At 68.3% G+C, this 19,152-nt stretch carries 17 protein-coding genes and 1 tRNA gene; 4 read left to right on the top strand and 14 right to left on the bottom strand.

Annotated features, from left to right (window positions below; translation table 11 throughout):
- Positions 1–41: 41 nt before the first annotated feature.
- Positions 42–944, bottom strand: coding sequence for an ROK family protein (locus ITJ57_RS09740; protein WP_194670370.1), 903 nt, complete (start codon positions 942–944; stop codon positions 42–44).
- Positions 945–1,159: 215 nt separating this feature from the next.
- On the opposite strand from ITJ57_RS09740, the gene ITJ57_RS09745 reads away from it, so the two are divergent.
- Complete coding sequence (locus tag ITJ57_RS09745; RefSeq protein ID WP_194669835.1) at positions 1,160–1,663, top strand: DUF3145 domain-containing protein; 504 nt, start codon at positions 1,160–1,162, stop codon at positions 1,661–1,663.
- Positions 1,664–1,849: 186 nt separating this feature from the next.
- Here ITJ57_RS09745 and ITJ57_RS09750 read toward each other — a convergent pair whose 3' ends face one another.
- The 6 genes from ITJ57_RS09750 to aceE form a co-directional block, all read right to left on the bottom strand.
- Positions 1,850–3,088: a beta-ketoacyl synthase gene (locus tag ITJ57_RS09750; RefSeq protein WP_194669836.1), complete on the bottom strand. Its 1,239-nt coding sequence runs from the start codon at positions 3,086–3,088 to the stop codon at positions 1,850–1,852.
- A 140-nt stretch (positions 3,089–3,228) separates the two neighbouring features.
- Complete coding sequence (locus ITJ57_RS09755) at positions 3,229–3,477, bottom strand: acyl carrier protein (RefSeq protein ID WP_056006457.1); 249 nt, start codon at positions 3,475–3,477, stop codon at positions 3,229–3,231.
- 59 nt (positions 3,478–3,536) lie between these two features.
- Positions 3,537–4,541, bottom strand: a complete 1,005-nt coding sequence (locus ITJ57_RS09760; protein WP_056006454.1) for a beta-ketoacyl-ACP synthase III — start codon at positions 4,539–4,541, stop codon at positions 3,537–3,539.
- A gap of 19 nt (positions 4,542–4,560) precedes the next feature.
- Positions 4,561–5,484: an ACP S-malonyltransferase gene (locus ITJ57_RS09765; protein ID WP_194669837.1), complete on the bottom strand. Its 924-nt coding sequence runs from the start codon at positions 5,482–5,484 to the stop codon at positions 4,561–4,563.
- A 109-nt stretch (positions 5,485–5,593) separates the two neighbouring features.
- A complete protein-coding gene (locus ITJ57_RS09770) occupies positions 5,594–6,850 on the bottom strand; it encodes a helix-turn-helix domain-containing protein (protein WP_194670371.1) in 1,257 nt (418 codons plus the stop codon).
- A 4-nt stretch (positions 6,851–6,854) separates the two neighbouring features.
- Complete coding sequence (gene aceE / locus ITJ57_RS09775) at positions 6,855–9,581, bottom strand: pyruvate dehydrogenase (acetyl-transferring), homodimeric type (protein ID WP_194669838.1); 2,727 nt, start codon at positions 9,579–9,581, stop codon at positions 6,855–6,857.
- Between the two features lie 241 nt (positions 9,582–9,822).
- Here aceE and ITJ57_RS09780 point away from each other — a divergent pair, with 241 nt between their 5' ends.
- On the top strand, positions 9,823–10,293 hold the full coding sequence (locus ITJ57_RS09780; protein WP_194669839.1) for a peroxiredoxin: 471 nt from the start codon (positions 9,823–9,825) through the stop codon (positions 10,291–10,293).
- Positions 10,294–10,332: 39 nt separating this feature from the next.
- Here ITJ57_RS09780 and ITJ57_RS09785 read toward each other — a convergent pair whose 3' ends face one another.
- From ITJ57_RS09785 to ITJ57_RS09795, 3 genes are all read right to left on the bottom strand, one after another.
- Complete coding sequence (locus ITJ57_RS09785) at positions 10,333–10,857, bottom strand: dihydrofolate reductase (protein WP_194669840.1); 525 nt, start codon at positions 10,855–10,857, stop codon at positions 10,333–10,335.
- A complete protein-coding gene (locus ITJ57_RS09790) occupies positions 10,854–11,663 on the bottom strand; it encodes a thymidylate synthase (protein WP_194669841.1) in 810 nt (269 codons plus the stop codon). Before ITJ57_RS09790 ends, ITJ57_RS09785 begins: the two co-directional genes overlap by 4 nt.
- Before the next feature lie 109 nt (positions 11,664–11,772).
- Positions 11,773–11,848, bottom strand: a tRNA-Val gene (locus ITJ57_RS09795).
- Between the two features lie 342 nt (positions 11,849–12,190).
- Between ITJ57_RS09795 and imm47 the strand changes: the two genes are divergently transcribed.
- On the top strand, positions 12,191–12,985 hold the full coding sequence (gene imm47, locus ITJ57_RS09800) for an Imm47 family immunity protein (RefSeq protein WP_194669842.1): 795 nt from the start codon (positions 12,191–12,193) through the stop codon (positions 12,983–12,985).
- Positions 12,986–13,096: 111 nt separating this feature from the next.
- Here imm47 and ITJ57_RS09805 read toward each other — a convergent pair whose 3' ends face one another.
- From ITJ57_RS09805 to ITJ57_RS09820, 4 genes are read right to left on the bottom strand one after another with little or no spacing between them, the layout of a single operon-like run.
- Positions 13,097–14,158: a methionine synthase gene (locus ITJ57_RS09805; RefSeq protein WP_194669843.1), complete on the bottom strand. Its 1,062-nt coding sequence runs from the start codon at positions 14,156–14,158 to the stop codon at positions 13,097–13,099.
- Positions 14,155–15,147: a putative oxygenase MesX gene (locus ITJ57_RS09810; RefSeq protein WP_194669844.1), complete on the bottom strand. Its 993-nt coding sequence runs from the start codon at positions 15,145–15,147 to the stop codon at positions 14,155–14,157. Before ITJ57_RS09810 ends, ITJ57_RS09805 begins: the two co-directional genes overlap by 4 nt.
- A gap of 60 nt (positions 15,148–15,207) precedes the next feature.
- Positions 15,208–16,518: an LLM class flavin-dependent oxidoreductase gene (locus ITJ57_RS09815; RefSeq protein ID WP_194669845.1), complete on the bottom strand. Its 1,311-nt coding sequence runs from the start codon at positions 16,516–16,518 to the stop codon at positions 15,208–15,210.
- A complete protein-coding gene (locus tag ITJ57_RS09820; protein ID WP_228507072.1) occupies positions 16,515–17,834 on the bottom strand; it encodes an O-acetylhomoserine aminocarboxypropyltransferase/cysteine synthase family protein in 1,320 nt (439 codons plus the stop codon). Before ITJ57_RS09820 ends, ITJ57_RS09815 begins: the two co-directional genes overlap by 4 nt.
- Before the next feature lie 249 nt (positions 17,835–18,083).
- Between ITJ57_RS09820 and ITJ57_RS09825 the strand changes: the two genes are divergently transcribed.
- Positions 18,084–18,707: a hypothetical protein gene (locus ITJ57_RS09825; protein WP_194669847.1), complete on the top strand. Its 624-nt coding sequence runs from the start codon at positions 18,084–18,086 to the stop codon at positions 18,705–18,707.
- Positions 18,708–19,152 lie beyond the last annotated feature (445 nt).

The following is a 19,152-nucleotide window of genomic DNA, read 5'->3' on the forward strand; positions in this document are numbered from 1 at the left end:
GGGGCCGGGCTGCGCAAGATCGCGCATCAGGTCCGTGCGAGTCAGGGCCTGAGGACGAGGGCGGCGGCACCGATCAGCGGGCCGTCGGCGTCGAGCCCGGACCGGACGACGCGCAGCTTCCGGGCATAGTCGTGCAGCGCCGACGCGGTCGCCGATGCCTGGACGAGGTCGAGGTAGTCGGGGGAGACGCGGGAGAACCCGCCGCCGACGGCGACGCGTTCCAGATCGAGCAGCGTCGTGATGCTGCAAAGCGCTTCGCCCACCGCCTCGGCCGAGCGGTGGATCGCCCGGACCGCGACGTCCGTTCCCGCTGCAGCGTCGGCGCCGAGCTGCTCGCCGGTCGATCCGGTCCACCCTTGGGCGCGCGCCCAAGCGACCGTCGCCGTGCCGGACGCGATGCCTTCGAGTGTCCACGGTGCGCCCGTCGCATCCGGCTCCCGCCGACGGAGCTGCATCTGGCCGAGGTGCCCAGCGTTGCCGGAGGCACCGGCGATGAGCCGCGATCCGAGGATGATCCCACCTCCGATGCCGGTCGAGACCACGATGCCCATGCCGTTCTCGGTGCCGCGGAGGGCACCCTGCCAGTGCTCGGCCAGGGCGATGCAGGTGCCGTCGAGGCGGAGTTCCACCGCGCCGGTCGTGAATCGGCGAACGGCCTCGACCACCCGGAAGGCCGCCAGCCGCGGCAGGTTGATCGGCGAGATGGAGCCGTCGGTCGTGCCGATCGGCCCCGCGGAACCGATGCCGATCCCCGACACGGATCCTCCGTTCGCGGCCACGCTCTGCGCTGCGGTCGCGATGATCGTCGCCTCGAGGTCCTCACGGGTGGCGAGGGGGCCCGTCGACCCACGGAACCGGGTGCCAGGCACGATCCGTCCGTCGGTGTCGACGACCGCCGCTTCGACCTTCGTCCCGCCGATGTCGATCGCGAGGGCCTCGTGCATCACCGCTCCATCCTGGACCGGCGCGCGCCGACTCCGCTCCGGAACCAGCGTACTGGGAACGACACGCTTGTCATTTCTCCAGGTCTTGGGGCATAATGCTCGTATCGGCGAGAGCCGAACAACTGCATACACGGAGGTCCGGTCCGCCGGACACCGACACGGATCACACTGCATGGGTCGTTGGGGAAGACGCACCCGGACGCAGTGGAGGAACCATGTCGACACCGATGACGAAGGGTGTGCTGTTCGTACACTCCTCGCCTCGCGCGCTCTGCCCGCACCTCGAATGGGCGGCAGGTCGCGCTCTTGGTCGTGCCATCAGCTTCGACTGGGAAGATCAGCCGATCCTCCGTGGAGCCCAGCGCGCCGAGGTCTTCTGGGAGGGCCCGCACGGAACCGGTGCCGCTCTCGCTTCCGCGCTGCGCGGATGGGAGCACCTCCGCTACGAGGTGAGTGAAGATCCCGCCCAAGGCTTCGACGGCGCGCGCTGGATGCACACTCCCGATCTCGGCATCTTCTACGCGCAGACCGACAGCATCGGCAACGTCGTCGTGCCGGAGGACCGCATCCGCTACGCGATGGAGGTCGCGTCGGGGAACGCCTCGGAATTGCAGCGGGAGCTCCGCGTCGCCCTCGGCCAGCCGTGGGACGACGAACTCGAGCCCTTCCGCCACGCCGGCGACGGATCCTCCGTCATCTGGCTGCACAACGTGGGCTGAACCGGCCCACCTGCGCGGCGACGTCGCGCAGACAATTCAACACTGACGACAGGGTGTCCACGTGGCGTGGACCGTGCGAGGTCGGTGATCCGTCCCGGCAGACACGAGGTGACGAAACGAGGCGCCCTGCTCACGGAACGACGGAGGGCCGTGGTGCACTGCACCACGGCCCTCCGTCGTCGTCGGCTAGTAGCTCCGGAAGGCGACGACGGCGTTGTGCCCGCCGAAGCCGAAGGAGTTGCTGATCGCCAGGAGGTCACCCGAGCCGAGTTCGCGTGGTGACGTCACGACGTCGAGCGGGATCTCCGGGTCCTGGTTGTCGAGGTTGATGGTCGGCGGGATGACCCGGTGGTGCAGGGCCAGGGCGGTGTACGCCGCCTCGATCGCGCCGGCGCCGCCGAGCAGGTGGCCGGTGGAGGCCTTGGTGGCGGTCACAGCGATCTGGTCGAGCTGAGCGCCGAAGACGCGACGCAGCGCGTTGTACTCGGCGATGTCGCCGACCGGCGTGCTCGTGGCGTGCGCGTTGACGTGCACCACCTCGTCGAGCGATGCCCCGCCGTTCTCCACGGCGGCGCGCATCGCGCGGGCAGCAGCGGAACCCTCGGGGTCGGGAGCGGTGATGTGGTACGCGTCGCTCGTGACCGCCCCGCCGAGGAGCTCGGCGTAGATGCGGGCTCCGCGGGCCTTGGCGTGCTCCTCGGTCTCGACGATGAGGGCGGCAGCCCCTTCGCCGAGGACGAAACCGTCGCGGTCGACGTCATAGGGACGCGAGGCGATGGCGGGGTCGTCGTTCCGCTTCGACAACGCCTGCATGGCGGCGAAGGAGGCGAGGGGGAGCGGGTGGATCGCGGCCTCGGACCCACCCGCGACGACGATGTCAGCCAGGCCGGCCTGGAGGTGGTCGTAGGCGTTGGCGAGGGACTCGGTGCTGGAGGCGCAGGCCGAGACGACGGTGCGCTCTCCTCCGCGGGCGCCGAGGTCCATGCCGATCGCCGCAGCAGGGCCGTTCGGCATGAGCATCGGGACCGTCATCGGGAGGACACGACGCGGGCCCTTCTCGCGCAGGGTGTCCCAGGCGTCGAGGAGCGTCCAGACGCCACCGATGCCGGTGGCCCAGTCGACGAGGAGTCGTTCGGGGTCGACCTCGGGAGCTCCGGCGTCCTGCCAGGCCTCGCGAGCGGCGATGAGCGCGAACTGGCTGGACGGGTCGAGTCGCTTGACCTCGCGGCGGTCGAGGACGTCCGCGCTCGGGACGGCGGCCTGCGCGGCGAAGCGCACCGGCAGTTCGAGCTCCTCGGCCCACGGCTGCTCGAGACGGCTCGCGCCGCTCTTGCCTGCGAGGAGGTTGTCCCAGGAGTCGGTGGCGTTGCCACCGAGCGGGGTGGTGGCACCGATACCGGTGATGACGATGCGTTTGGTGGTCATTGAGTCAAACCTTCTGTGGAGATGACGAGGGGATCCCGAACCCTGCGGCGGTCGAGTCCGTGTTCGGACGGTGCAGCCGTCTCGAACGCTGAAGGGCCGGACGGCCAGATGCCGGCCGACCCTTCAGCACTGCGCTGGGACTAGCCCTGAGCCTTGACGATGAAGTCGACGGCGTCGCCGACGGTCTTCAGGTTCTTGACTTCTTCGTCCGGGATCTTCACGTCGAACTTCTCCTCCGCGTTGACGACGATGGTCATCATGGAGATCGAGTCGATGTCGAGGTCGTCGGTGAAGGACTTGTCCAGCTCGACGGTGTCGGTCGCGATGCCGGTCTCGTCGTTGATGAGCTCGGCCAGGCCGGCGAGGACTTCTTCGGTGGACAATGCCATTGTTCTACTCCTTGGGTGAGGTTTGACCGTAGTCGAGTGTAGTCGCGTCGGGCGTCCTGCTACGGCAGGACGACGACCTGGGCGCCGAAGACGAGTCCGGCTCCGAACCCGATCTGCAGGGCGAGGCCGCCGCTGAGCTCGGGGTGGCCCTGGAGGAGCCGGTGGGTGGCGAGGGGGATGGACGCCGCCGAGGTGTTGCCGGTGGTCTCGATGTCGCGGGCGATGACGACGCTCTCCGGCAGCTTCAGCTGCTTGGCGAACTCGTCGACGATGCGCATGTTGGCCTGGTGGGGGATGAACGCCGACAGGTCGGACGCCTCGACACCGGCGACCTCGAGCGCCTGCTTGGCGACCTTGGCCATCTCCCAGACGGCCCAGCGGAAGACCGTCTGGCCCTCCTGACGCAGCGTCGGCCAGGCGGCGGTGCCGTCGCGGAACTCGGTGAGCGTGCCGCTCATGCCGACCGCATCGGCCTTCGAACCGTCGGAACCCCAGACCGTGGGGGAGATGCCGGGGAAGTCGCTCGGGCCGACGACCGCGGCACCTGCGCCGTCACCGAGGAGGAACGAGATGGAGCGGTCGGTCGGGTCGACGATGTCGGAGAGCTTCTCTGCGCCGATGACGAGCGCGTAGTGCGCCGCCCCCGAGCGGATGAGGGCGTCGGCCTGGGCGATCGCGTAGGCGTAGCCGGCGCAGGCGGCGTTGAGGTCGTAGGCCGCGGCGGGGTTCGCACCGACCCGGTCGGCGACGACCGCGGCCATCGACGGGGACTGCTGCACGTTGCTGATCGTCGCGATGAGGACGAGGTCGACCTGCTCGGGGGCGATGCCCGCCGCCTGGATGGCTTCGGCGCCGGCTTCGGCGGCGAGGTCCACCGCGCTGACATCGGCCGACGCCCGGGTGCGGGTGACGATGCCGGTGCGCTGCTGGATCCACTCGTCGGACGAGTTGATCGGACCGACGAGGTCGTCGTTCGGGACGCTGAGGTCGCCGCGGGCGGCGCCGAGACCGAGGATCCGGGTGAACTCGGGACCGCGCGACTGCTTGAGGGTGGGGGTGGTCATTGCTGGTTCTCCGTCTGCACTACTGCTGGGCGATGAGGTCGAGGGCTGCCGGCAGGTCGTCGGGAGTCTTGATGGCGACGGTCGGCACGCCCTTGAGGCCACGACGCGCGAGTCCGGTGAGCGCCCCGGCGGGGGCGAGCTCGACGAGTCCGGTGATCCCTGCGGCGCTGAACGCGTCCATGCACAGGTCCCAGCGTACCGGGGAGGCGACCTGACCGATGAGGAGGTCGAAGAACGTGGCACCCGAGGTGACTTCGGAACCGTCGTGGTTCGTCCAGATCCGCAACGACGGGTCCTGCGGTTCGACCGTGCGGCTCGCGCCGGCCAGCCAGTCGCGGGCCGACTGCATGTAGCTCGTGTGGAACGCGCCGGCGACCTGCAGCGGGATCACGCGGGTGCCCTTCAACGGTTCGTCGGCGAGGCGGGCCAGTGCGTCATGGGCACCGGCCACGACGATCTGGCCACCACCGTTGTAGTTGGCCGGCTCGAGGCCGAAGGATCGGACGTGCTCGACGACGGCGTCCTGGTCGCCACCCAGCACCGCGCTCATGCCGGTCGGGGTGGTCGCGGCGGCTTCGGCCATGGCGACGGCGCGCTCGCTCACGAAGCTCATGGCGTCGCTGTCGGACAGGATGCCAGCGCCGTAGGCCGCGGTGATCTCGCCGACGGAGTGACCGGCGATGCCGCCGAACGGAGCCGCGTCGGCGGGGAGCGCCTTGCGGAGTGCGTCGAGCGCGACGATACCGGCGGCGACGATGAGCGGCTGCGCGACGGCGGTGTCACGGATGGTGTCGGCGTCGGAGACGGTGCCGTGCTTGACGAGGTCGAGTCCGGCTTCGTCGGAGAAGCGGCCGAGCGCTTCCCTCGCGGAGGCGTCCTGCAACCAGGGGTTGAGGAAGCCGGGGGTCTGGGAGCCCTGTCCAGGGCAGGCGATGACGATCACCGGTCCAGTCTGCCAATGGAAGGAGCCTCAGCAGTGGAGCAACGCCACGAACCTTTCGGGAAAGTGTTGTGATTGTTCCACAACAGGCCCGCTGTCGATGTCCGCCGGATCAGGAGGACAGGCGGCGGCGGGACGGTTCCGGCTCAGCGATGGCACCGAGGATGAGCGCCGCTTGGAGGATCAGCGACTCGCGCGCACCGGTGGCGTCCCAGCCGATGACCTCGGACACGCGCTTGAGTCGATACCGGACGGTGTTCGGGTGGACGAACAGCTCCCGCGCGGTGGCCTCGAGCGAGCGACCGTTGTCGAGGTAGCACCAGAGCGTCGTCACCAGCTCGCCCGAGTAGTCCTTGAGCGGACGGTAGACCCGTTCGATGAGCGTGGTCTTCGCGAGGTTGTCACCTGCCAGCGCCCGTTCCGGCAGGAGGTCGTCGGCCGAGACCGGGCGTGGTGCGTGACGCCAGGACTTCGCGACGGCGAACCCGGCGAGGGCGGCCTTCGCACTGCGCGACGCTTCGATGAGCGACGGCACGGCGTGTCCGAGGACGAGGTGACCCGGTCCGAACCCGTGCTCGAGTCTGGCGGCGATGTCGAGGAAGCTGAGCTGGGCGCTCGCGCGTGCGTCGGCCGCGGCCTGTTCCGCTTCGTCGATCGGCTCGGCGTCACCGGCGTCGGTGCTCGGGAGCTCGGCCCGTCCGAGGACGAGGACGAGGCGATTGCCCTGCACGCCGATGAGGACGTCCGCGTCGAGATGGCGGGCGGTGCGTCGGAGCATGTCGACGTCGAGGACCCTCGGTGTGGTCCCGACGAGGACACAGGCCTCGCCATGGCCGTGCCAGCCCAGGGCGGCGATCCGACTCGGAAGTTCGTCGTCGGCTTCGCCACTCAGGATGGAGTCGACCACGAGAGCCTCCAGGCGCGCGTCCCAGAGTCCGCGGGCCTCGGCCGCGCGGGCGTAGACGTCGGCCGACGCGAACGCGATGTCGCGGGAGTAGAGGAGGATCGCCTCACGGAGGTCGACGCTGCCGGAGGCGACGCGCTCCTCGACGACCTCGACGGTGACCTTGATGAGCTGCAGCGTCTGCTGCAGGCTGACGGATCGGAGCAGCTCGCGAGGAGCTGCTCCGAACACGTCGGCGGCGATCCACGGGGTCGACCGTGGATCGTCGAACCACGAGATGAACGAACTGATGCCCGCCTGAGCCACCAGGCCGACCGCAGAGCGGCGGCCCGGTGGCATCTCGGCGTACCAGGGAAGGGTGTCCTCGAGGCGTTTCAGCGTCGCGGTCGCGAGCTCACCCGAGATCCGGCGGAGCCAGTCGAGTGTCTCGGCCTTCGTCTTCGTCTTCGTCACCGTGGTAGGGATGGAATCAGCTCTCGCCACCCGCGTTGCCGGTGTTGCCGGCGTTCACGTCGTGGAGGCGGTAGCGGTCGATCGCCTGCTGCGGGAGGCTCGCATCGACCTCGCCCCGAGCAGCGAGCTGCTGGAGGGTCCGGACGACGAGCGACGGGCCGTCGATCTTGAAGTATCGACGGGCAGCTGCGCGCGTGTCGGAGAAGCCGAAGTCGTCGGCACCGAGCGTCGCGAAGTCGCCCGGGACGAACTGACGGATCTGGTCCGGCACGGCGTGCATGTGGTCGGTCACGGCTACGAACGGACCGGACGCGCCCTCGAGCTTGCTCGTGACGTAGGGCACGCGACGCTCCTCCTGCGGGTGCAGGAAGTTGTGCTGATCGGCCGCGAGCCCGTCGCGACGGAGCTCGGTCCAGCTCGTGACGCTCCAGACATCGGCGGAGACGCCCCAGTCGTCGGCGAGCAGCTGCTGCGCCTCGATCGCCCACGGCACCGCGACACCGGACGCCATGAGCTGAGCCTTGGGGCCCTGCTTGTCGCTGGTGCTGATGCGGTGGATGCCGCGCACGATGCCGTCGACGTCCACACCCTCGGGCTCGACGGGCATGACCATCGGCTCGTTGTAGACGGTCAGGTAGTACATGACGTTCGGGTCCTGGTGCTCGCCGCCGTACATGCGCTCGAGACCACTGCGCACGATGTGCGCGATCTCGTAGCCGTAGGCCGGGTCGTAGCTGACGACCGCGGGGTTCGACGACGACAGCAGCAGCGAGTGGCCGTCGGCGTGCTGCAGGCCTTCACCGGTCAGGGTGGTGCGGCCGGCGGTCGCGCCGATCATGAACCCACGGGTCATCTGGTCGCCGGCCGCCCAGATGGCGTCGGCGGTGCGCTGGAACCCGAACATCGAGTAGAAGACGTAGACCGGGATGAGCGGCTCGCCCTGCACCGAGTACGAGGTGCCGATCGCGGAGAAGGCCGCGACCGCGCCCGCCTCGTTGATACCGACGTGGACGATCTGGCCCTGCGGGCTCTCCTTGTAAGCGAGCAGCAGTTCGCGGTCCACCGAGGTGTAGTGCTGACCGTTCGGGTTGTAGATCTTCGCGCTCGGGAAGAACGCGTCCATGCCGAAGGTGCGGGCCTCGTCGGGGATGATCGGAACGATGCGGTTGCCGAAGTCCTTCGCGCGGAGCAAGTCCTTCAGCAGTCGGACGAACGCCATGGTGGTGGCGATCTCCTGCGTACCGGAACCCTTCTTCGCCGCCTTGTAGGCGGAGTCGTCGGGCAGGTTCAACTGCGTGTACTTGCTGCGACGCTCCGGCACGTAGCCGCCGAGTGCGCGACGACGCTCGTGCAGGTACTGGATCGCCTCGTCGTCCTCGCCCGGGTGGTAGTACGGCGGGAGGTAGGGGTTCTCCTCGAGCTGCGAGTCCGTGATCGGGATGCGCATCGTGTCCCTGAAGGTCTTCAGGTTGTCGAGCGTCATCTTCTTCATCTGGTGGGTCGCGTTGCGGCCCTCAAAGCTCGGGCCGAGGCCGTAGCCCTTGATCGTGTGCGCGAGGATGACCGTCGGCTGGCCCTTGTGCTCGCTGGCCGCCTTGAACGCCGCGTAGACCTTGCGGTAGTCGTGGCCGCCGCGCTTGAGGTTCCAGACCTCGTCGTCGCTGTAGCCCTCGACGAGCTTCAGGGCGCGCTCGTCGCGGCCGAAGAAGTTCTCGCGGACGTAGGCGCCGTCTTCCGTCTTGTACGTCTGGAAGTCGCCGTCGGGCGTGACGTTCATGAGGTTGAGGAGTGCGCCGTCGGTGTCGCGGTTGAGGAGGTCGTCCCACTCGCGGCCCCAGATGACCTTGATGACGTTCCAGCCGGCACCGCGGAAGAAGCTCTCGAGCTCCTGGATGATCTTGCCGTTACCGCGGACCGGGCCGTCGAGGCGCTGCAGGTTGCAGTTGATCACGAAGTTGAGGTTGTCGAGGCCCTCGTTCGCGGCGACCTGGAGCTGACCGCGGCTCTCGACCTCGTCCATCTCGCCGTCGCCGAGGAACGCCCAGACCTGCTGATCGCTCGCGTCCTTGATGCCACGGTTCGTGACGTACTTGGCGAGGTGCGCCTGGTAGATCGCGTTGATCGGGCCGAGGCCCATCGACACCGTCGGGAACTGCCAGAAGTCCGGCATGAGCCGCGGGTGCGGGTACGAGGACAGGCCATGCGGTGCGTGCGACTTCTCCTGGCGGAAGCCGTCGAGCTGGTCGGTGCTGAGGCGTCCTTCGAGGAAGGCGCGGGCGTAGGTGCCGGGGGAGGCGTGGCCCTGGATGTAGATCTGGTCGCCACCACCCGGGGCGTCCTGGCCGCGGAAGAAGTGGTTGAAGCCGACCTCGTACAGCGCCGCGGAGGACGCGTACGTGGAGATGTGTCCGCCGACACCGATGCCGGGGCGCTGCGCGCGGTGCACGGTCATGGCCGCGTTCCAGCGGATCCAGGCGCGGTAGCGGCGTTCGATGTCCTCGTCGCCCGGGAAGTCGGGCTCGTTCTCCGAGGCGATGGTGTTGATGTAGTCGGTGGTCGGCACCATCGGCACACCGAGGTGCAGCTCCTTCGAGCGCTTGAGGAGGCTCAGCATGATGTCGCGGCCGCGACCGCGGCCACGTTCGTCGACGAGGGCGTCGAGGGACTCATTCCACTCGGACGTCTCCTCAGGATCGGCGTCTACGTGGTTGGACGAGTATGGATCCTGGTCGTGAACAGTCACCGTCGACCTTTCTCTCGTGGCAGATCGTGCCTGGGTTGTGATGGTGAACTCCATGCGTCCTGATGGGTATGGACGCGGGCGCCACCTTTCACCCTATCCGGTCACCCCAGGGAACGGTGACCGAGCGGAGCAGGGCTCCGGGTTTGCCCAGCTGCGGTGCGGGGCTAGGATGTGTGACCGGATCGGACCCGTCCACCGCTCGGGCGATCCGGAGCAGGCGCACCCGCCTGAAAGGACCCTCATGGCACTCGAGAACGACACCCTGGCACCCGACTTCGAACTGGCGAACCAGTTCGGTGAGCTCGTCAGGTTGAGTCAGTTCCGGGGCCGATCGGCCGTCGCACTCGTCTTCTTCCCGCTGGCGTTCTCCGGGACGTGCACGGGTGAGTTGTGCGAACTGCGCGACAACCTGAGCCTGTTCACCGACGACCAGGTGACGCTCGTCGGCATCTCCGTCGACTCGAAGCACACCCTGCGGGCCTGGGCCGAGCAGGAGCAGTACGGCTTCCAGCTGCTGGCCGATTTCTGGCCGCATGGACAGGTCGCCAAGGAGTACGGCGTCTTCCTGCAGGAGAAGGGCTTCGCGAACCGGGCGACGTTCCTCATCGACCAGCAGGGCATCATCCGCGAGAGCTTCATCACCGCTCCTGGCGAGGCCCGTTCGCTCGCCGCCTACCGAGCCGCGCTCGAAGAGCTGCGTCAGCCGGCCTGAGCGGCGGCCCGCTGAGGTCGATCCGGTTCGCCGGACGTGTCAGCCGGTGATGGTGATCTCGGGTGCGCGCTCGTAGCGGATGAACCGATACGGGACGCCTGTTCGTGATTCCGACCAGCCGTGCGCCGGATCGATCGTGACAGGCACCCATTCCTCGCCGATGATCGGCGCGAAGGTGTCGCCGGCGACGTCGAGGTCGAGTTCGGTGACCTCCAGGCGGTCGGCGAGGGGGAGCGCCTCGGCGAAGAGACCCGCGCCGCCGGTGACCCAGGCCTGGCCGTTGCCGGCGAGCTGTGCCGCTTCGAACGCGTCCTCGAGCGAGTGGGCGACGATCGCGCCGTCGGCGGACCACTCGTGGTCACGGGTGACGACGATGTTCGGACGGCCGGGAAGCGGGCGGAACCGTGGGGGGAGTGAGTCCCAGGTGCGGCGTCCCATGATCACGGCGTCGGCGCCGGTGAGCTCTTTGAAGTGCGCGAGGTCTTCGGGGACGTGCCAGGGCATGTCGCCGTCCGCGCCGATGACGCCGTCGTGCGCCTGGGCCCAGATGAGCGCGAGGCTCATACGGCGACGGCGGCGCGGATGGCCGGGTGGTGCTGGTAGTCGACGATCTCGAGGTCGTCGTACTCGACGTCGAAGATGCTCTCGCGCTTGTTCTTGATGTGCAGCTGCGGGGAGGGGAACGGTGCGCGCGTGAGCTGCTCCGTCACCTGCTCGATGTGGTTGTCGTAGATGTGGCAGTCGCCACCCGTCCACACGAAGTCGCCGACCTCGAGGCCGACCTGCTCCGCGACGAGGTGGGTCAGGAGGGCGTAGCTGGCGATGTTGAAGGGGACGCCGAGGAAGAGGTCGGCGCTGCGCTGGTAGAGCTGGCAGGAGAGTTTGCCGTCGGCCACGTAGAACTGGAAGAACGCGTGGCACGGCGCGAGCGCCATGTTGGGGATGTCGGCGACGTTCCAGGCGGAGACGATGATGCGGCGCGAGTTCGGGTCGGTGCGCAGTTGCTCGATGACCTGCGAGATCTGGTCGATGTGCGACCCGTCGGGCGTCGGCCAGGAGCGCCACTGGACCCCGTAGACGGGACCGAGCTCGCCGTCGGCGTCTGCCCATTCGTCCCAGATGGACACCCCGTGCTCCTGCAGCCACCGGACGTTGCCGTCGCCACGGAGGAACCAGAGGAGTTCGTAGGCGATGGACTTCCAGTGGACCCGCTTGGTGGTGATGAGTGGAAAGCCCTCGGAGAGGTCGAACCGGAGCTGGCGGCCGAAGACGCTGCGGGTTCCGGTTCCGGTGCGGTCGCCTTTGACGGCGCCGTGCTCGAGCGTGTCGCGCAGGAGGTCTTCGTATGGGGTGGGGATCGTCGTGTCCATCCCCTCGATCGTACGGCCAGCCGCCGTCACCGCGCTCGACTCTTCGTCCAGTGTCGGGGGACGTTTGACCAGGCGCCCGGCGATCGGCCTGATCCCGGCGTTATCCATGTGGTGGGCCCTGCCGGGATCGAACCGACGACATCCACGGTGTAAACGTGGCGCTCTACCAGCTGAGCTAAAGGCCCGCGTTCGGATGGGAATACCCGAAGCGACGCATTGAGTCTACCCGGAGTCGCCGTCGGGATCAGAACGCTCGTCAACCCCTCCAGGACGCGCGACTTGAGTTCGCTCGCACAGTACATGGGGCACGATTCGGAGCGCTCACAGCTCACACGGAGGTCGGCCCGCGCATCGACACGCAACCACTCCAGGCACTCGACCAAACCTCGGTGTGCGGACTCCGGCTCATTGGGGAGTCGACACGGTCACTCGGCACACCTCGTCGAGCGCACCGAAGTGATCGCCTTCTGCATCCGCGTCATGGCGTGGGAGCGACGGGTAGGCTCGAGGAGCGAGAGGAGCCAGCCGTGACGATCTCCATCGAGATGCAACGCAATAAATGGTTCGGCCCAGTGTCGAGCGCGACGGCTGCGGATCGCGCAGCAGCACTGCGTGCCGCGCGGACGCCGGACGAGTATCTTCTCGCAGCGCTCGACTCCTTCAGGGTCGGTGATCTCGATCCGAAGAGCATCCTCATCGATCTCCTCAATACGGTGCGCCACCAGCCATTCACGGACTTCGCTGTCCGAGTGTTCGCGTCGGTTGCGACACACGACGACCTGGCCGACCTCGAGACGATGGCATTCCTGACGAAGGCCGCTCCGTCCACGGTCGTCACCTTCGCGCACAGCACCACGTCGATGATGTCCATCGAGGCTGTGGCTCCGATGCTCGCTCTGCTCGAGGACTGGAACGAAGACCCGGAGATCTCCGAGGCGCTGCTCCAAGCCATCGCCAGTCTGGTGCCCTTCCAGGCGGAACTCGGCGATTCTCCGTCCCCCGACGAACTCGCCAAGCACGTCGGCCGCGCCATCCAATCGACTGATCGGAGTGCATATGTCCTCTACGGTCAGCCCGCTCACCCCGCGCTGTTGGCACTGAGACTCGTCGAACACGCCTCGATCACTGCGGCTTCCGGGGAACAGCTAGGGATCATCGTTCCGGGGAGCCTTCTGTCGATCTGGTCCGGTGTCGACTGTCCCGTCGACTACGACACGCAGATGAACGGCGACCGGCTCGACGCTGTGCACGCTTACGTCGACGCACTCAGTTGCCAGGACTGGGTCCGCGGGGCGAAGTATTTCTACGGCCACCGACTCTGAGTCGGAGCGACCGCGCAGTGTTCCGGTGGTTCGTGCTGGTGACGCGATGGAGCCGCTGCGCCGAGCAGATGGTCGATGCGACCGTCGGCCGCCAGGTGGACTGCCGCATGGTCAGGGCGTCGAGACGGCGAGCTCCTCGCGGACGATGGATGTCCCCGCACTCAGTGCACTCAGCTTCTTCCAGGCGAGGTCTCGGGGCAGTGGCGCCATGCCGCAGTTCGTGCTCGGGAGGAGCAGGTCCGCGTCGACGAACCGGAGGGCGCGTCGCAGGGTGTCGGCGACCTCCTCGGGCGTCTCGACCGTCTCGCTCGCCACGTCGATGGCTCCGAGCATGACCTTCTTCCCGCGGACGAGCTCGATGAGTTCCATCGGGACGCGGGAGTGGTGGCATTCCAGCGAGACGATGTCGAGCGAGGACCGCTGGAGGAGCGGGAACGACTTCTCGTACTGCCGCCACTCCGACCCGAGGGTCGCCTTCCAGTCAGTGTTCGCCTGGATGCCGTAGCCGTAGCAGATGTGCACGGCGGTCTCCACTCGGAGTCCTTCCGCCGCCCGCTCCAGAGCGGCCACTCCCCAGTCCTGCACCTCGTCGAAGAAGACGGTGAAGGCGGGCTCGTCGAACTGGATGATGTCGACTCCCGCAGCCTGAAGAGCTCTCGCCTCCTCGTTGAGGATCGTCGCGAACTCCCAGGCCAGCTGCTCCCGGCTCCCGTAGTGATGGTCGGAGAGGGTGTCGATCATCGTCATCGGGCCGGGCAACGCCCACTTGATCGGCTGATCGGTCTGCTCACGCAGGAACCGGGCGTCGTCTGCGAACACCGGCTTCTCGAGGCCCACGGCACCGACGACGGTCGGCACGCTCGCGTCGTACCTGTCGCGGATGCGCACGGTCTCGCGCCGCTCGAAGTCGACGCCCGTGAGGTGCTCGATGAACGTCGTGACGAAGTGCTGGCGGGTCTGCTCCCCGTCGCTGACGATGTCCATGCCTCGGTGGAGCTGCTCGTGGACAGCAGCGCGGAGGGCGTCCTGCTTCCCCTCGACCAGGGCGTCGCCGGTCAGCCTCCACGGCGACCACAGGGTCTCGGGCTGTGCAAGCCAGGACGGCTTCGGCAGGCTGCCGACGATCGAGGTGGGCAGGAGCGGGAGGGCCGTCGAGGATCCGCGGGCGGTCATCGGACCGCCTCCGTGTGCCCGGCGGCCCACTGCCGCAGCCGTTCCCCGTGAGGCTTCATCAGGTACTCGTCCGCGAACTTCCCCTGCTCGACCGCGAGCCGGCCTCGCTCCTCTCGGTCGTAGGCCACCGCTGGCCGCGCGTAGTCCTGCTCCTCCAGGTTCGGCCGGTAGACGTCGGCGGCGGCCGAGCGCGCACCGTAGATCTCGGGCCGGTAGATCTTCTGGAACGTCTCCATGGTGCTGATGGTGGCGATGAGCTGGAGGTCCGAGTAGTCCTCGAGCAGGTCGCCGCCCGAGTAGAACGCGAGCGGCGCCGCGCTGCCGGGCGGCATGCAGAAACGGGCCCGCAGGCCCATCTGCGCGAAGTACCGGTCGGTCAGCGAGAGCTCGTCCTGTCGGTACTCGACGCCGAGGATCGGATGGCGGCTCCCGGTGCGCCGGTACGTCCTGCTCGTCGAGACGCTGATGCAGATGACGGGCGGCGTCGGTGCGAGCTCCGCGTACTGCGCGGAGGCGAGGAAGTGCTTGAAGAGCGCGCCGTGCAGGACGCCGAAGTCGTCAGGGACGGTGAATTCCGTCTGCGAGGCGTTGACCGCCGGCAGCCGCACGCTGAAGTCGTGGTCGCGGAGGTAGGACGAGAAGTTGTTCCCCAGGGTTCCGGGCTGACATCGACCGGTGCGGCCGTCGACGATCCTCGTGCGCAGGATCTCGAGGAGCGGGAACTCTTGGTCCCTGTCGTCCGCGGTGAGGTGCAGGCCCACGGAGACGATGTCGAGTCCGACGGAGTAGCGGCCCCGGCTCGGATCGTCGCCGGGCACGAGGTCGTTGAACCGGTCGTCGATCATCGCCAGCGCCGTGCGAAGGTTCTCCTTGCGGCGCTCACCCCGGGCCAGATTGGCGAAGTTGGTGGTGATCCGGGAGCTTTCCGCCGGCGAGTAGTCCTCGTCGAAGGACGTGATGGTCGTACTGAAGGTGAACTCGTTCGTCATGATCGGCCGTTCGATAGGAGAGACAGAGCGGGGTTCGACTGGCTGGATGTGCGGGTGCACCTACGTTCCGAACAAGTTCGCGCGCGTCCCGCCGGACGCAAGCTCGTCGCGGAGCACCCCGCGCCGCCTCAGGACGGGGACGAGGTCGTCGAGCATCCGATGCAGGGTGACCGGGTGCAGGTCCCCTGAGAAGAGGAGGCCGTCGTTGCCGCCGTCGTCGCCGAGCTCCTCGACGAAGTCGGCGAACTGCTCCGCGGTGCCCACGAAGCCGGCGCGGTCGGCGACAAGGCCTTTGCGCGCCTTCCGGGTGAGCAGCTCACGCAGCGGTGCGTCCGCGGTGTCGCCGTACAGGCCAGCGATCGTGCCGTGCGAGACATGCTCGCCGAAGACCGACCGCTCGACAGGGCGATCCAGATCCAGGCCCGTCAGATCGGTCTCCAGGTCGCTGGACCAGCCGAGCGCGATCTGCCGCAGTGTGCTCTCCTCGGGGTGCCGCGACGCCTCGACGACGCGCACCGCTTCCTCGGGGCTCGCGACGATCTCGGGCTTCAGGACGAAGAGGATCCGCAGGTCGTCGGCGGTCCTGCCCTGCAGCTGGGCCGCGGCGAGGACTCTCGCCCGATAGGCGCGGACCGCCTGCGCCTCCAGCGGGGCGAGCGCGAGCTGCACGTCCGATTGCGTGCCGGCGAAGGCCAGACCTCGGGGGGAACCGCCGGGTGAGACGACGATCGGGTCGCCGTTCGCGAACGGGGCGGCGTTCAGCGGGCCGTCCACGCGGAAATGCTCACCGCGATGCTGGAACGCGTCGATGCGCGCCCCGTCGGCGTATCGACCCGATCCGGTGTCGGCGACCAATGCACCCTCGCCCCAGCTGTGCCAGAGCTTGCGGACGATCGCCATCCACTCGTCGGCCCGGTCGTAGGCCGCGTCGTGCGACAGCGGTTCCAATCCGACATGGCGGGCGCTGCCCACGTCGGTGACGAGGTTGATCCCGAAACGGTCTGAGCTGAGGTGCTGCAGCGTCGCGGCCTGCCGCGCGGCTAGGTACGGCGGCGTGATCCCGGCGTTGATCGTCGGCGCCAACCCGATCCGAGTGGTCGCGGCGAACAAGTAGGGCGCCAGGAGGAGCGGGTCGTGTTTGGGTCCGCCGTACGCTCCCCGCACCCGCAGGTCGAGCGTGTCCGGGGAGCCGAGCGAGACGGCGTCCTCCATCACGATCAGCTCGAAGCCGGCCTGCTCCAACTCGCGGGCCGACTGCTGGTAGAGCTCCGGCTTGGTCCAGTCGTGGTTCCACTCCTGGTACGGATGCCCCCAGCCCTGCGGCCCGAATCCGCGGGAGAAGAACCAGCCGAAGTGCTGACGACGCGTCACGCTCGCGCCTTTTCGGTCAGGGCGCGCACGGCAGCCAGCCCGCGGTCCAGATCCCGAAGGAGGTCGTCGACGTCCTCGATGCCGATCGACAGCCGGAGAAGACCCGGATGGATGCCGGCGGCGGCCCGTTCGGCCGGAGTGCGCCCGGCGTGCGTGGTCGACGCCGGGTGCAGCACCAGGGAGCGCACGTCGCCGAGGTGGGTCATGTGGCTGAAGAGCTCGACGGCGTCGGTGAAGGCGGCCGCGCCTGCTTCGCCTCCGGCCACGGTGAACGAGAAGACCGAGCCCTGACCGCGGGGGAGCAGCCGCTGCGCGAGCGCGAACGACGGGCTCGACTCCAGACCGGAGTAGTCCACCGAGACGACCTCGGACTGTCGTTCGAGGAAGCGGGCGACGGCGAGGGCGTTGCTCGAGTGCCGCTCCACCCGAAGCGACAGCGTCTCGATGCCCTGCCGAAGGAGGAACGAGTTCAGCGGCGACGGCGTCGGGCCCAGGCGCGACACCACGATGTCGCGGGTGTAGGAGACGAACGCGCTCCTGCCCCGCTGCTCGGCCCAGCTGTGCCCGTCGAACGCGCGCTCCGCCTGGTTCAGGTGCGGGAAGAGCGCGGGTCGCGCGCCCCAGTCGAAGGTGCCGGCATCGACGATCACGCCGCCGAGGGCGGCACCGTGCCCGGCCAGGAACTTGCTGGTCGAGTGGACGACCACGTCGGCCCCGTGCTCGATCGGCCGCAGGAGGTACGGGGTGGCGAGCGTGTTGTCGACGACGAACGGGAGCCCGTGCCGGTGGGCGATCGCCGCCAGCGCAGGCACATCGAGCAGGTCGTTCTTGGGATTCGGGATGGGCTCACCGAAGAGCACGCGGGTGTCGGGTCCGATCCGGCGCTCCCACTCCTCGAGATCGCCGGCGTCGTCGACGAAGTCCACACCGATCCCGAGCCGTCCGAAGTTCTGTACCAGCAGCCCGCGATTGCCCTCGTACAGCCGACGCGACGAGAGCACCCGGTCGCCGGCCTGCACGATCCCCAAGAGCGCGGAGGCGGTAGCTGCCTGCCCACTCGCCACCAGGATCGCCTCAGCCCCGCCCTCGAGGTCGGCGATCCGCCGCTCGACCTCCTCGGTGGTCGGGTTGCCGTTGCGGGTGTACACGTACCCCTCGTCCTCGCCGGCGAACCGCTCCCGTGCATGCTCGAAACTGTCGAACACGAAGCCGGCGCTGAGGTGGACAGGAGTGACCCGCGCCCCGTGCGCACCGTCGGGCACGGCACCCGCGTGCACCTGACGGGTCGTGAAGCCAGCAGCCGCGGAGGACTGCAGTGCGGGCGCCGATCGCGAGATCGTGGCGGCTGCCGGGGCGGTGATGGTCACGGGATGCTCCTGTCCGGGCGCCTGGGAGGCTGATTCCGTGAGCCTGGCAGGTTGCGGAGGGTACGCGCCAGACATGACGGACTATGACCGCGGGCGTGTGCGGTGCATGCGTGCCCACTGGTCCACGGTGTTGCCGTGAGCCTGGTGGGGTAGGTCATCCCTCGACACCTGTTAGCGTCTGGGTGTGGTGGGGGCCCGATGAAACGAAGACGACTTGGCGTGGTGTTGAGCGCCGCAACGTTGCTCCTCGCGGGGTGCGCGCACGCTCCGGATCCCGACCCGGGGTGGCGCGCGCAGGCAGACGCAGCCCGAGACGCTGCGCTGGGCGCGTTGTCTGACTACGAGCTCACCGGAGACACCGGCTACGAGGTCATGGGCGACCGACTGCTGGACCGATGCGGAACCCTGACCTCAGATCAAGGAGGATTCCGAGACCGTCACGTGGAAGGGCACGCCTGCACGGCTGTGCGCACGGTTGTCCTCACGGTGCCGAAGCGCGCCGACGAGGATGACACGGCCGAGCACCTGCTTCAGATGCTCGATGCGGCAGGGCTGCATGACGATGTCGACGATGCTGATCGACCTGGCACATACATCGAGCACTATTTCTACGCGGGCCACGGGCATCAGGTCCACGTTCGGGGAATCGTCGAGACGGACGCTGAGGAACAGCGCATCGACCTGTTCGACGACGAATACCCCTGGCTGTATCGCCCCGTCGTCATCAGCGAAACCGGCGGCTGGCTCGACGGTTCACCGGTGCGCGGGACCGCGATCATCATCGCGATCAGCATCACCTACTTCGACAACGTCGGCGTCTGAGCGAAAGGACCCGACGATCGAGCCCATGGCAGTGGTACCGCCCGCTTCGCCTCGAGAGCCTGCGACGCCAGGCCCAGGCGGAGCCGCCGCGTTGTCCACCGTCGTCATCGCCGGCCCTTGGTTCCCGCTCGTGGGCTCCGTTCTCCGCTGGCTCAACTGTCGCGTCCTGCAATGAGATGCCGAGCGGCTGCACGCTCTCGTGCTGGCTTCCCTGTCACGGTATGCGTCACGTCGTGTCGTGGCAGTGGCGTGTCATGTCGCAGGACATCGGTGGCGAATCTGCATCAGGACATCGGTGACAGCCAGGGTCATTCTGGTGGTGACACTCCGGTTGGGTAGGAGGCGCTGCGTGCGGTTTTGTCGCGGCGGCTGGCTTCGGCGCAGATTTCGTGGCGAGCGCGTGCTGCAGCACGCCGTCCCGCTCATTGACGGAATACCGGCGGGG

This window comes from Plantibacter sp. VKM Ac-2880 (assembly GCF_015351235.1).
In the GTDB taxonomy this organism is placed as follows: Bacteria; Actinomycetota; Actinomycetes; order Actinomycetales; family Microbacteriaceae; genus Plantibacter.